Genomic DNA, 13,693 nt, shown 5'->3' with positions numbered 1-13,693 from the left:
CGCGTGCCGGCTGGTTGCCACTGAGAGTTCGATCACTCCTTTTCGACGGCCCGGGACGGGCGTTCCACAGAGCGCGGTGGCCGAATTCGATACAGATGCGCTGAATCCAGCGCATATCCGACGGACGATCAGTTCGACAGACAACCGACCGGCGCTGAAGCACTGCGCGCCGGTCCACCGACGTTTGCCGTCTCGGACAGTTCGCGCTGCGGATCCAGACAGAGTTGGGTATGCTTCCGCGACGTAAGTCGAATTATGCTGCGGTAGAACACTTTTGGTAGACCGGTCGGTATGACGGCAGGGTCCGGCCGCAGCGCCAATTGCCGGCGACGTAAGCAGGGGAGTTCAGACGTGTCGAGGTGGCACCGGGCACACGGATCGTCGGGATACACGACCCGCCCAGCAGGCCTGCGACCATTCTCCCCCGCGGCGCCTCAGCGGCTTCTCGCACACGCATTCCTTCGGTAGCCGACCGGCTGTCCACGCCGGCCGGATCCGCCTACGCCAGAGAAGCCGTGCGGAGTCTGCCGTCGATCTCGCATTCCTCCTCCAGGAGTCCGTTGTGACTATTCCCCCTTCCTTTTCGCTGCCCTTCGAGCCCTCCGGTGCGCACACGTGAAGCTGTATTCGGACGAGTTCGCCGCCGACCCCCATGCCGCGTACCGGCAGATGCGAAGCGATCACGGCCCGCTCGTCCCGGTCGAAGTAGCGCCGGATGTGTCGGCGACTCTGATCATCGATTACCGAACAGCATTGGACGTCCTCACCGACTCGGCGCGTTTCTCCGCCGATCCGAGCGAATGGGAACAGCATGTGCCGCCGGAGTGCCCGGTGCCGTGGACGATGCGGTGGCGGCCGGACGCCTCGCGCGCAGCGGGAGACGAGCATGCCCGCTACCGGAACGCGGTCACCGGCAGCCTCGACCGGATCGATCTGCACCGGCTGCGCGACACAGTGGAACGCACCGCCGTGTCGCTGATCAACGGTTTCTGCGCGGCCGGTGCGGCAGATCTGCTCAACGAGTACGCGATTCCGCTCACCGTCCGCGTGCTCGAGGAAGTACTCGGATTCCCACCGGAAATCCGCGAAGACGCCTACACAGCGATGATGAACCTGCGCGACGCCGTCGACCCCGGCTCGGTGGACGAGAACCGGCGAACGCTCAACGCGGCCATGCTCGAGGTGATCGCGGCCAAGCGGGCAGCGCCTGCCGGAGACGTGGCGTCCTGGCTGGTCCAGCATCCGGCTCGGCTCAGCGAAACCGAACTCGTCCATCAGATGGCCTCGCTGTACACCACGGGGGCCGAGCCGACCTGGAACCTCATCGCGGTCACCGTGCTGTTGCTGATGACCGATGACCGATTCGGCGGCGAACTCCTCGGCGGAGCATTGTCCACCCGCGACGCCATCGACGAGGTGCTGTTCACCGATCCCCCGACGGCGAATTCGTGTGTGCGATACCCGAATCAGCCGCAGATCGTCGGGAACGTGTGGCTGCCGCAACATCAACCGGTACTGATCGGTTTGGCGGCCTGCAACAACGATCCCACGGCGGTAGCGGGCGACCGCCAGGGCAACCGCTCCCACCTGGCCTGGGGCGCCGGTCCGCACACCTGTCCCGCCCAGTCGGTCGCCATGGTCATCGTCCAAGAGGCGCTCGACCAGCTGCTCGACGCGCTACCGGAGATCCGGCTCGCGATCCCCGCCGCGGAAGTGAAGTGGCTGCCGAGCTCCTTCCACCGGGCACCGGCCACCGTCCCGGTCACTTTTCCGGAGTCGCCGCCCCTCGCTCTGCTCTGAGACCCACAGGTGGGTGCCGGTGCCCCGCGGCGAGCGAGAGGCTTGTTACGAATCACCTGAATGTCTAAAACAATTACCCATCTGTAAAATAACGCCCTACTCTGGGGAGGTGCCGAGTCATCGCACCCCGGATCCCGCCCACCGCGTCCGCGACGCCGAACGGACGAAACGCTGTCTGCTCGAAGCGGCCTTGGACGAGTTCGCCGCAAAGGGCTACGCCGGCGCCCGAGTCGGCGACATCGCCGAACGAGCCGGCGTCAACAAGCAGCTGATCACCTACTACTTCGGCGGCAAGGAAGGCCTGTACCGGGCGCTCCAGCAGAGCTGGCTGGAGCGCGAGGCCGCATTCAGCGATCCGGCGCTGCCGTTGGCGGAGGTGGTCACGAACTATCTGCGCGACGGGTTGCGCGACCCGCGCGGCATCCGCCTGCTCATGTGGCGCGGACTGTCGGATGCCGCACCGCCCGGCGAGCACCCGATATCACGGAGCGATCTCGCCGCGACCAGGCGCAGGCAAGAGGACGGCGAGGTCGCCGCCGACCTCGACCCCGCCGCCTTCCAGCTCGCGGTGATGGGGATGGTCATCGCCCCCCTGCTGCTACCGGTGCAGGTTCGCGAACTGTTCGGCGTGGATGCCCAGTCCGCCGAGTTCGAGCACCGCTACGGCGCACAGTTGCGCCGCATTCTCGCCCATCTCACCGATTCCCCTTCCGAAGGAGAAACCCCATGACCTACCTCGTCACCGGCGTTCGCGGCATCGTCGGCCGCGCCGTCGTCGATCAACTGCGCGAAGCCGGAAAGCCGGTGCGGGCGGCCAGTTCCCAACCGGCCGAAACCACCGTGCCGGACGGCGTCGACCTCGTCGGGCTCGACCTGACCGATCCCGGATCGGTCACCGCCGCCCTCACGGGTGTCGATAAAATCTTCTGCTACGCCGCCGCCGAGGGCATCGACAACTTCGTCGACGCCGCGAAGGCCGCCGGAGTCGCCCACATCGTGTTGCTGTCCTCCATCGCGGCCGAGAACGACCACAACCCCATCGGCGCAAGGCATCTCGCGGTCGAGAACCCGCTACGCGGGTCCGGCCTGCCGTTGACCGTCCTGCGGCCCGGCGCCTTCGCGGCCAACGCCCGCTTCTGGTTCTCCACCATCAAGGCCGACCGCGTCGTCCGCGTCCCCTTCCCGGACCTGCAACTGACCCCGATCCATGAGGCCGACATCGCCGCCGCGGCTGTCACAGCGCTCGACGACCCCTCCCACGCGGGCAAAATCTACCCGCTGACCGGCCCGGAATCCCTCTCGCATCGCCAACAGGTCGCCGCCATCGCCGCTGCCCTGGGCGAGCGAATCAACCTGATCGAACTGAGCTACGAGGAAGCGGCCGACATCTACTACCGCCCGGTCCTCGACCTGTGGGCGAAGGCCGGAACGGAACCGAGCCCCGTCGGCCCCACTTCCGAATCGATCACCGGCACCCCCGCCCGCACCTTCGCCCAGTGGGCGGTAGACCACGTGGACGACTATCGCTGAGCGCCCGGCCTTCAGTCCCCGCGCCACGGCCCCCGCCCGCACCGGCGAGCCCAAGCCACCGCCCACCCCGCCAGGCACCACAACCCACTCTGACTAGGCGATTAGCACCGCCCCACCCTCGTGCGGTAATCTCTTCGAGCGCCCGCACAGCGGACGCGACGGGCTGTGGCGCAGTTTGGTAGCGCACTTGACTGGGGGTCAAGTGGTCGCAGGTTCAAATCCTGTCAGCCCGACACAGAAAACCCCTTCCGACCAGCGTCGGAAGGGGTTTTCTCGTTCCGTGGAGGGGTGCCGGGATTCGACCCATCTCACAGAAATCTCACGTTTTCGGGCTCTGCCCACGCGCCCAGGCTTCCAGGACAGCACGGTTGTCGGGCACGGTCTCAGGCACGTCGATGTAGTGGGTCTTGGCGACCTCGCGGGTGTTGCCGAGCTGGCGGGCTGCCCGTTCGGGGTCGTCGAAGGCGTGATCGACCGCGGTCGCCACGCCCTTGCGGAAGGTTCGCGGGGTAACCCAGGCGAAGTCCTCACCGCGCGCGGCCCGCCAGGTGCGCCCGAAGTTGTTCGGGTTGCGCAGCGACCCGTTGCGTGCCGGGAACAACAAGCCCATAGGGTTCGGGCGGTCGGTGACCTCGAGGTCTTTGATCGCCTCCCGGATCGCTTCGACGGCGTGTTCGGGCAGCAGGATCCGCCGCCAGCCGTTCTCCGACTTGGGCGCCGGCTTGCGCACCCACCCTCCGGCTCCGGCGCCCTTCTCTTCGACCAGTGTGCCGGTCACGTCCAGGTACGGATCGCTGGCGTCGAGGTCGATGTCGTCGAGCAGCAGGGCGAAGACCTCATGCGGGCGCATCCCGGTCCCGGTGATCACGTCCACCACCCACACCACCGTCCAATCCCGCGGCGGACCACTCTTGTACGCCGGAGTCCCCGGGATAGCTTCCCCACGCGCCCACGCTCGCACCTGGGCCCGGAACGCCGGCAGCGCAGCGTGGTCTTGGACCTTGCCGCGCGCGGGTACGCGGCGGCGGGTGAAGGCACTCACGCCGTCGATCGGGTTGGCGTCGAGGACGCCGTGGCGGACCGCGATCTGCATCATCGCCCGCAGGATGATCTTGTGCTGCTTGGCCTTACGCCGCAGCCCCAGCGACACCAGTCGTTTCAGGTGTCGGTCGAGCTCGCCTGCGGTGGCCTGCCAGATCTGCAGGTTCCCGATCGAGTTCTCGATCTTGATCGTGTCCCGCTTGGCGCGCCGGTCCTTGGAGACGTAGATCTCGCGGCGGTAGTCCTCGACGTTGCCCGCGGTGTAGGCGTCGTCGGCCTCGAGTTCGTCGAGCAACTCCTTCGCCAGTTGGACCAGCTTGGTGTTGCGGGTGATCCGATCGTGCCCGAGCTGTTCACGAAAATCCCGCATCGCCTCGGCCAACCGGTTTCTCGCGTCGTCGGCACTGACACCCATCCGTTCCAGCTGCTGCGACCCACCCGCACCGTAATAGCGGACGGTGGTCCTGTACCGCCCGTTCTTCTGCTTCTTCGGCCTCGTCGGTGTCCCGAACGTCCCGACCGGCTTCGGCAACCTCCCACCCATTACACCCTTCCCCACACCTGGATAACCATCGATTCACAGGCGCAGCCCACGGCCCGATCGGCGGCGCTGCCGCACCGCTGGAAACGCCGAGTCGTAGGTGAACGCACTGCGGAAGCATGGGCAGACGACCACATGAGCCTCAAGAGGTGAAAAGTAGCTAGAAGATAGCCTGCATGCGGATTGACGCTTACAGCTCGCTAGGCTCATGCAGCAGCGGCCCGCCCGAGCGTGGCTCAACCGTGCGTAGAACCGGCGGCTCCGCCACCGCGATCGAGTCGGTCTTGCTCCCAGGCCAGCAAGTCGCTGAGTCGGTAGCGTCGGTAGCGTCCCATCCGCGCGTACCGTGGGCCGCGACCAGCGGATGCCCACGACGCCAACGTCTTGAGCGGAATCTTCAACCGCTCCGAAACTTCCCGCGTACTCAACCAGACATCGTCACCCGCAGGCACGGGCTCGGACCGGGAACTTGCGTCGCCCCTGTGGGTCGGCCGCGATGGTGTAGGACGGGATGCCGGGGACTTTTCGGACATGACGAGGTACCTCTCTCCAGTCCCCTGGCAGCAGACGTACCCGACAACCATTAAACCCTCGACCGGTCCCTGATGCCACGACCACCCATCCGGAGGCGGTTCGAACCTCCTGCAGCACCGTTCTTTTCGACCGCAGTGTGGCAGCCGAAGTCTGTCATCAGTACGCCCGCCATGACCGCGCACAGTGACGTGACCGCGACACCCACTCCCTAGGCAGCGAGCCGCCCCAGTCCAGGGGCGTAGCGGCTCGGACTGATCAACTCCGCGTTGCGAACGACCGGAAACCACGCGAAATGCATTCCGTTCCACGTAGGCCAATGCAATTGGGATGCGCCTCAATAGGGCTCACAACAGCAGGCGTGGGAAGCTGATCCAGTTGTGGACCTAGACTCATCGACGGACTGCATGATTTCACCGCGGCGGGCCGGACCGGGTTCTCCGTCGGCTGCACCCCGGCCCTGATGAGGTGGTGCTCCAGAGTTGGTCACCCGCCCGGCAATACGGTGAAGACCACGCGCCCCACGGCTGTTTTACGAGGAATGCGAACAAGGGGCCACTACCGCTTGGGGGAATCTAACCCCCGAGCGAACCACCGCACACGGCCTGGTCAGCGAGCTGACCTTACTGCATCGCCGCCGCTCAACTGCCGTTTCACGACGTGTCGCTACATTTCAGTACGAAATGTACCACCCCAGTCGATGACACGGTCATCACCAGATGAAACACGCGGATCACAGGCATAGGTGATGACGGCGTCATCACCTTGTCATCAGCCACCGAAACTCCGCATCTAACCTGGCCCGAGTAACCCTATGGATGGTGAGTTCGATGCGTCCCGGTTGGGCCCATTCCCGTGGCCCATCCGGTTGGGTATTGACCCTCCGGTTCCTCGCGGACGGACTGGGTCGGAATTCAGCTAAACGTTAAACCCCGCGTGCGCGGGGGCCTCTGCATCAATCACTTGGTCGCTCAGCGCTCCGCGCTCATCCCGCGTGCGCAGGGAGCACCACGTCCGCGCTGGACGCCAGTGCCTTTCGAGGGCTCATCCCCGCAGACGCGGGAGCACACCGCTTCGACCTTGCCCAGTCCGCCGGACCGGGCTCATCCCCGCGGACGCGGGGAGCACGAGATCGGCATCGACGACGCGTTCGCCGAGGTGGGCTCATCCCCGCGGGCGCGGGGAGCACAGGAACCGATGCCGCGGATTCGCCGGGTCGCAGGGCTCATCCCCGCGGGCGCGGGGAGCACGAGCTGCCGGGTGATCCGCTGGCGGATGCGCGGGGCTCATCCCCGCAGGCGCGGGGAGCACTTGCAAACCACGTCCGCAAACCGGCCGCGCCGGGGCTCATCCCCGCAGGCGCGGGAGCACACTTGTTGACCAGCGACTTCCTAGCCGGATAAGGCAATTTTCATTCACTTTTGTCGTTTGATCTAAAGCCTGCTCTGACGCGAGCCTTGAAGATGGTCTGGTCCTGCATCTCGTCGAGCCTAATGTCTCGCCGCCCTTCGAGAACTGGCACTGTCGGGCATGCGCGTTTAGCTCTGCACAGCGGGCAGGGTGGATACCGGCACAACCAAACGGCTGGAACGCGGATAGGTGTCGTGAGCCGCCTAACCCGCACGCGCACGCCGATCCTGGGATTCCAGTGCCATGCACTCCGACTTGTCAGGCCAGCGGCCACCGCATCCATGGATGCGATTCCGTCTGGCGCGATGCACTCCCCGTCGAGGCTGAAAGTGGAACCCGGTCCGAAAACCAGCCCGAGGTTGGAGGCCTGACCGAGACTCAGCAGGCGCGGTGTAGACCTCCTTGATCATCGCGGCCTGACCCACCACGACGGCCGGGCCCAGGATTGGAACGTTCACCCGGAACAGCGGACTGTTCTCTTTCCCAGCCGGACCCAGCCCGGTAGTACCCGAGTCTCACTGCAGGAGAACGAGACCTAACGGGCACCTCGGTCGGCAACGACGTGGGCTGCGGAGATCGCGCGCCGAACCGTTCGCGACGACCAACTGATGACCGCGACAATAACTCGGAATCGGCTCGGGCGTACCGGAAAGATGCCTGATCTGGCATTAAGGGCCTCGGCCCAAGAGGACTTGAACCTCGTCGGGACACTCGGCGTTACACCAGTTCAGCGAGCTGATCCTTGCGTAATACGGCCGCTCAACTGCCGTTTCACGACGCGTCACTACATTTCACGACAGACCATACCACTTGTGGTGATGACACGGTCATCACCAGGTGAACGCAACGATTCGATGCTCCGGTGATGACGGCGTCATCACCGGAGCGGGCGGAGCGGAGTGCAGATCTTCACAGGGCCGGTGCCACCCGCAGCTCACCAGCCCGACTTGGCGGCCGAACGAGTTCGCGTGGAACTGTGTCAGTCTGGGCTGCTTCGAGATCCGTCTGATCGCAATGCCGAAGCAAATGTGGACGATGACGCCGCTGCCGAGCCACTGGCAGCAGAGTCACCCAACTAGCAGCAACAGGGAAGGATCACCCGATGCAGAAGCTCTCGAATCCCCCTCGACAGGAAGTAGTTGACGGTGTTGGATACCCGACAAGGCTTTCGTTGCAGGTACCAGCACCACAGGCGCGCCGCTCCAGCGCAACGGCTTGGGAGGGGGTTTCCCGCATGGACATCGACCTGGCTTGTCCACACTGCCATCAACTCGATCTGGTCCAGAGTGTGCCCGCTGTCCGATCCGACGGCGTGTCGACCGCTTTTGGGACGAACGTCTATTCCGGCGTAGGGATAGCTTCGACTGGCCTGATACCGGTGTTCGGCACCTCCACCACAGAAAGCACCCACACCACAGCACTCGCCCGAAGCCTCGCCTGGGAACCTGTCCAGCGACCGGTCGGGCGCCTGCTTTTGGTTGGTTTCCTGCTGTTGCTTCCAGCGTTGTTCGCTTTGGCTCCAGCTTTCGCCGCCTACCGCACCATCGAATCCGAGTCGCAAGATTTGGCCGCGATACTGGGGATTCTCTTCGTCTCCACCGCGATCGCCACCCCAGGACTGCTTGTCGTGACGGTTGCGATCCAGCGAGCACGCCGTAACAGCAAGATCGCCCGAGGGCGTCACGCCGCGTACACACTATGGCGGGCTGCCTTCTATTGCCATCGCTGCGGTCTTGCGTTCTGGCCGCGCTCTCCGACGCCGGGGGTTCCCGCTCGGCAGGGTTTCGCGCCGCAGCACTTCCGTTGGTTCGTGTGGACTGCCGGTGGCTACGCGAACGCCTGAGTTCGACGAACTCAGCGGGGGCTCATGCTATTTCGGTGCTTTGACCTCGCTGGGGTTGATCTCGGTCCGCAATCCTCGCCAGCTCGGATGCCGCAGCGCGCCGACGAACTCTCGATATTCGACCGTGCCCACCAGCTGCGGTTTCACCCAGCGCGCCGCCCTCACCCGCCAGGATGGTGCCGGTCGGTCGAACGGGCTGTCGGTTGTGGTCAAGTCCATCAGCCGCTCGAGCAGTGCCCGGCGCACTGCCGTGGTGAAGCCCGTGCCGACGTGCCCGACGTAGACCAACCGGCCCGACTCGTCGTAGGCACCCAGGATCAGGGAGCCGAGCGCTCCGCGCTCTCCACCACTGCTGCCGGGAACCCAGCCTGCGATGATCACGTCCGTCGTCTGCCGGATCGCCGTCTTCAACCACAGGCGCGAGCGCGTCCCAGGGCGGTAAACGGAGTCGATACGCTTGCTCACCACACCTTCGAGACGGTGGGAAGCGGCGGTATCGAGCATGGTGGCGACCGGGATGTCGGTCCAGAACGGCGGGACGCGCACCCCGGCCCCGGTGAGGTCGAGTTCGCCCAAGCGGGCGCGTCGATCGACATAGGGCAGAGCCATGGTGCCGGCACCGTCGAGTTCGAGCAGGTCGAACACGAACAGTTGCACGGGCACCACCGCGACCAGTTCACGGGTGGGCCGGGTCAGGTGCATGCGCTGCTGGAGCCGGGCGAACGACGGCGCGCCGGTGGCCGGGTCGGGGGCGACGATCCCGCCATCGAGGATCATGTCGGTGCCGTGGGCGCACTCCGCGAGCGCGGCGCTCAGTTCCGGGTAGGACGCGGTGACGTTGTTGCGGTTGCGGCTATACAGTTCCACCCGACCACCGGTGATGCCGCAAATGGCGCGCATCCCATCCCACTTCATCTCGATCGCCCACCGGCCTGGCGCATCGGGCGGCCGACCAGGCGTCGCCAGCATCGGCGCAGGCACGGACACATCAGTCAGCGTACATAGAGCAAATACCGACCTGTGGGTGTTGTTCGATAGTCTCGCAGCTGTGCAGTTCGAGGAAGGCTCCCTCATTCACCTGGTCGCAGGCGGGGTGAGTGTGTTCCGCATCATCGAGGTAGGCGTCGACGGGGATCCGAGCAAAGCTCTCGTGCAAGCGGTCGCCGACACTCCCGGGACCTACCCGTTCCCGACCGATCTCGCCTACGCCGTGCCCGCCGAACATCCGTAGCAGCGCACTCCCCTTTTCCCCTCGGTGCCGCCGGATCAGCTCGCGTGCTCGCCGTCCTTCGTGGAGCGGTCCGCCGTAGGTGACTCGACGGTATCGACTGCATCGGTGATCTGTTCTGTCGAGTGACCGGAATCCGTGGTGCCGTGTCGAGCACGCTCGAGCCGCCCGGTTGGCGCGACCGTCGGCGCTGGTACTGCCTCCGGTGAGGTCGTGTCGCGGTGGGCGCGGGCGGTGGTGATCAGTTGCCGGACTTGCTTGGCGCTGATTTCGAGCAGGTCCGCCAACTCGTCGTCGGAGGCCCCGTGGTCACGGATCACGGCGGCGGCCTCGGCTTGGTCGGCGCGGTACCGGGCGATCTCCTGCGCGGCGGCTGCCTCGACGTTGCTGATCTGCTTGTGTAGCGCCGCGATGTGTTGATCGCGTGTGGTTTCGCACGCGGTGATCGCCGCCCAGTCGGTGAGGTACCGCTGCACCGCCTCATGGATGGTGCGCTCCCGCTGGCGTGCCAGTTCGCGGCGTCGTTTGTTACGTGCGCGTGCGCGTTCCAGTCGCGCGACAACTTCGGGGGATCGAGCCGTGCGCGGGGAGCGCGGGGGGCGACGCGACGACATGGCCGGCCTCCTAATTCTGGGCCCGCCTGCTGATTCTCCGCCGACGATTTTACCGGCCTCGATTGTCTGCACCCTGGGTGAATCTCGCCGACGCACCCGGCGCATCGATGACACCACCTCGTCCCGCCCCTTCGTCTGAGAGGACTTCACGTATGGCTGATGCCACCGAGGGCTTGTTCGCCGTGCCGGACCTTTTCGGCGGCGCGGTGGCCGTGTGCTGGTCCTACGGCATGGGGGTGGAAAGCACCTGCGGAGTAGTACGCACGCTGCTCGAGCCACAATTCCGGCCCACGGAACTGCGAGGCGACCTGTCGAATCGTGTTGGTCGCCCAGACCGGTGACGAGTGGACCAGCACCTGCGACCTGGTCGCCGCCCACGTCCTGCCGTTACTGCGGCAGCATTCGGTTCGCCTCGTCGAAGTGGCCCGCAAGGGCCCCTCGGCCGCGGACGGCATCGTGGTGTTGCAGGACACCCGGCAACCAGTGCAGTTACACCCTGACCCGGAGAAGTCCGGCTTCTACGCGCTCAGCGACGAGCACCGCGGCAACGGCGTGTTGCCCACCCTCGGCGGCAACCGCACCTGCTCAGTTAACTGCACCATCTCCCGTCCGTTGACTATCGCGGTCTACGCCGTAATTAGGTCCCGATTCCTTGTCCAATTCCAGGGCGGCTCCGCTCGATGATATACCGGAGTTCTTCTCAATCCATCGAAAAAGCCGACCGGTATTGTTTTCAGCCGCCACGAGTTGTCCGCCCGGAAGAATTGCCATGTGACAGTCGATGGTGATTAGCACCAACTCCATGGAATCGCTCGATCGCGCAACGAGCGTTGTGCTCAGTAGGTCGGACCAGAAACGATCCAGATCTATCACTCCTTCGCCAGTCAGATATTCAATCAACCGTTCATCATCAAACCTGACTTTCTCGCCGTGACAGAGCATATTCACAATGACCCACTGCGGTACCGAAAGATAACAAGGTGACCACTCCTCGTGGTCACCTAGCTTCGACAGGGAGGCTGCAGTATTGTTCACAAACGCATAGTTCCAGCCGGAACGCCCCTCCACACTCTCACCAGCTTTGGCGAGTAGAAAAGCGTGAGGAACCTCCAGTTCCAAATCCTCACCCCATAATCCGCCAATCTCATATCGGCAATCGAGCCGTGTCCATATAAGTTCGAGAATCATGAGAACTGGATTCACCGTCGTGGAGAAGTAGAATGGCCACCAGTCATCGTCTATCAGTTGCGCTGAGAACGGCTCTCCGTTCGCCTTTACCAATGAGAAGTTTCCGGAGACAATCAAATGCGGGAACCCTGCGACGCCGAAGCCATCCTGCCCGAGATTTTCTTCGAGGTACTCATAAAGGGCCGCGCGAAAACGGTGTTCGGACTTGAACCCGTGGTACCCGATAATAATCCGTAGCGGACTTATATGCTCGACGACCAGCGTATGAAAAAGAACATTCAGGTGGAATGGAAGAGACTCGATAGAATCGTAGGAGGGTACGGCACTACGAGTTGTCTCCGCAAACGAACGCGCAACACACTCAAGATCTACTGGATCGTCGTCACTCTCGGCTGATCGTCGATATGAGCGTTCGATTCCCCGAACCTCATTCAAATGCTGGAACGCTTCCCGCAACTGACTGCCATAAAGCGACTTCTTAATCTCAAATACAGCTATGACGTCTTTGACATGCCAAGCGTAAGCCCTTGTATACGGGATCGGCAAACCTTCGCCCCGGACAAGCATACAGTCGATCTGGCCCGATGTGTTGCCAAGTCCATCAACTATGAATCCGCCGATCAGTCGTAGATCAAGTCCTGACGGTATCGCTCGTCGTAGCAGATCTTGAGATAGTCCCTCATACATTTCACCAATCGTGGGTCCGTGCTTCAGAGGGACCGCGTCCAACAATTTCCGCTCATTTTCCATGAGCTGACGAAGAAGCTCTGCGACGGTCTTGATCATTGGCCCCCATTTCGTGTCTGTCATCATGTCCTGGACTCAGGTTACCGACATTAGTAATTGTTCGCTACACGGCAATTGCAGCGGTTCTGCGCTTCCGGGGAAGCCGCGGTCCGCGATCGGTAGACTCAGCCCCGAACGAAAGAGGAACAAACCAGGCAGTTCGGAGCCGGAAGGTCGAATGGCTGCACCACATGACCAGGGCACTGCCGAGGAGGACGATAGCCAGCCTCGGCGAAAGTGCTGATGGCCGTTGGCTGCCAAGAAGAACCTCGCGCCGGATTCCGCGACCGAGTGCTGCGGAGTTCCGACTCTACGGAGTGCAGTGAAGTTCGGCCAAGGCGAAAGGGGTGCCCCTCGACAGTTGGCGGGCCACCCATCTGGGTTGCGCGCCGTATGTGCATGCGGTCGGCTACAACGCCGAGGAGACCCGGCGGATCGCGATGGATTCGTCGGTGACCTTGGGTGGGCGCCGTCGCCGATCTCCCCGCTGCACGCCGCTGGCTGGTCCCTGGCTCGCTGCCAGGGATATCTGTTCGGGTTGTTCGGGGTGTGGTGGCCGAAATCCTGCTGCCGCCAATGCTGCTTCGTTTCCCGGCCCGGGTGGCCTGAGCAGCTGGCGCGGTTTGAGGCGGCGCCGGCGGAGGCGTTCAAGCATGTGGTGGACGAGTATGTCGCTGTCGCGCTCAACCGCAACTCCGGGCTGTTCGGGCCCGGTAAGTCGCTGACCGATCGGCTGCGCCGCGACGGCGCCCACGACGTCCTCGCGCTGGCCGAAGCGGAGCTGGATCGCTGCCGGTGGGCGGTCTACCGGGTGCGGCGCTGCTACACCGCACCCGCGCGCGCCAGGCGGGCCGTCGACACCGTCGCCCATGGCAGCCGCGCCGAAACAGTGGAGATCCTGCACCGGATGGCCGCAGGGTTGCAGGTCCCGTGCGCGCTCGACGGTGACCACACCCGGGTGTGGCTGACCGACCACGCGGCGACGTATCCGCGGTTGAAGGAGTTCTTCGTCGCCGCACCCGATTCCGTGAGACCCAAACAGCGGGCGGGGTTCGAAGCCCGTTGGCACGGCCACGCCGACGACCTCCTGCTCGCTCTCGAACACACCGCCCACGCCGCCGTGACCGTCCGCGACGCGGCATAGCAACAGTCTCCCCGACTGGTCGGGAGACTTGACTTCA

Annotated in this window: 11 protein-coding genes and 1 tRNA gene; 7 read left to right on the top strand and 5 right to left on the bottom strand. The window is 64.4% G+C overall.

Annotated elements, in window-relative coordinates:
* Window positions 1-615 precede the first annotated feature (615 nt).
* The 4 genes from ABZ552_RS13965 to ABZ552_RS13950 all read left to right on the top strand — a co-directional run bounded on the left by ABZ552_RS13965 (window position 616) and on the right by ABZ552_RS13950 (window position 3,563).
* Window positions 616-1,800 carry a cytochrome P450 gene (locus ABZ552_RS13965; protein WP_281873943.1) on the top strand — a complete coding sequence of 395 codons (1,185 nt, stop codon included), beginning with the start codon at window positions 616-618 and terminating at the stop codon, window positions 1,798-1,800.
* A 109-nt stretch (window positions 1,801-1,909) separates the two neighbouring features.
* The gene (locus ABZ552_RS13960) at window positions 1,910-2,530 is read left to right on the top strand and encodes a TetR family transcriptional regulator (RefSeq protein ID WP_281873945.1); all 621 of its coding nucleotides are present in this window, start codon (window positions 1,910-1,912) and stop codon (window positions 2,528-2,530) included.
* Window positions 2,527-3,330: an NAD(P)H-binding protein gene (locus ABZ552_RS13955; protein ID WP_357437312.1), complete on the top strand. Its 804-nt coding sequence runs from the start codon at window positions 2,527-2,529 to the stop codon at window positions 3,328-3,330. The genes ABZ552_RS13960 and ABZ552_RS13955 overlap by 4 nt, the downstream gene beginning before the upstream one ends.
* 159 nt (window positions 3,331-3,489) lie before the next feature.
* Window positions 3,490-3,563: transfer RNA gene (locus ABZ552_RS13950), tRNA-Pro, on the top strand.
* An 86-nt stretch (window positions 3,564-3,649) separates the two neighbouring features.
* Here the strand turns inward: ABZ552_RS13950 and ABZ552_RS13945 are convergent.
* Together ABZ552_RS13945 and ABZ552_RS13940 are read right to left on the bottom strand one after the other, a co-directional pair.
* Window positions 3,650-4,786: a tyrosine-type recombinase/integrase gene (locus ABZ552_RS13945; protein WP_281873947.1), complete on the bottom strand. Its 1,137-nt coding sequence runs from the start codon at window positions 4,784-4,786 to the stop codon at window positions 3,650-3,652.
* Between the two features lie 362 nt (window positions 4,787-5,148).
* A complete protein-coding gene (locus ABZ552_RS13940) occupies window positions 5,149-5,445 on the bottom strand; it encodes a helix-turn-helix domain-containing protein (RefSeq protein ID WP_281873948.1) in 297 nt (98 codons plus the stop codon).
* Window positions 5,446-8,087: 2,642 nt separating this feature from the next.
* Here ABZ552_RS13940 and ABZ552_RS13935 point away from each other — a divergent pair.
* Complete coding sequence (locus tag ABZ552_RS13935; protein ID WP_281873949.1) at window positions 8,088-8,696, top strand: hypothetical protein; 609 nt, start codon at window positions 8,088-8,090, stop codon at window positions 8,694-8,696.
* Window positions 8,697-8,723: 27 nt separating this feature from the next.
* On the opposite strand, the gene ligD is transcribed toward ABZ552_RS13935, so the two are convergent.
* Window positions 8,724-9,683 (bottom strand): non-homologous end-joining DNA ligase, encoded by a 960-nt coding sequence (gene ligD, locus ABZ552_RS13930; RefSeq protein ID WP_357437307.1) that lies wholly within the window; start codon window positions 9,681-9,683, stop codon window positions 8,724-8,726.
* Between the two features lie 61 nt (window positions 9,684-9,744).
* On the opposite strand from ligD, the gene ABZ552_RS13925 reads away from it, so the two are divergent.
* Window positions 9,745-9,927: a hypothetical protein gene (locus ABZ552_RS13925; RefSeq protein ID WP_281873950.1), complete on the top strand. Its 183-nt coding sequence runs from the start codon at window positions 9,745-9,747 to the stop codon at window positions 9,925-9,927.
* A 35-nt stretch (window positions 9,928-9,962) separates the two neighbouring features.
* On the opposite strand, the gene ABZ552_RS13920 is transcribed toward ABZ552_RS13925, so the two are convergent.
* Window positions 9,963-10,610, bottom strand: a complete 648-nt coding sequence (locus tag ABZ552_RS13920; RefSeq protein WP_281873951.1) for a hypothetical protein — start codon at window positions 10,608-10,610, stop codon at window positions 9,963-9,965.
* A gap of 513 nt (window positions 10,611-11,123) precedes the next feature.
* Window positions 11,124-12,512, bottom strand: coding sequence for a DUF6602 domain-containing protein (locus ABZ552_RS13915; protein WP_281873952.1), 1,389 nt, complete (start codon window positions 12,510-12,512; stop codon window positions 11,124-11,126).
* Between the two features lie 658 nt (window positions 12,513-13,170).
* Between ABZ552_RS13915 and ABZ552_RS13910 the strand changes: the two genes are divergently transcribed.
* Window positions 13,171-13,656: a hypothetical protein gene (locus ABZ552_RS13910; RefSeq protein WP_357437302.1), complete on the top strand. Its 486-nt coding sequence runs from the start codon at window positions 13,171-13,173 to the stop codon at window positions 13,654-13,656.
* The last annotated feature ends 37 nt before the right edge of the window (window positions 13,657-13,693 follow it).

Origin of the sequence: Nocardia sp. NPDC019219 (genome assembly GCF_040632645.1) — a bacterium.
Classification (GTDB): Bacteria; Actinomycetota; Actinomycetes; order Mycobacteriales; family Mycobacteriaceae; genus Nocardia; species Nocardia sputorum.
The sequence above is the reverse complement of the archived record's forward strand: the minus strand, read 5'-3'. Positions and strand labels throughout refer to the sequence as shown.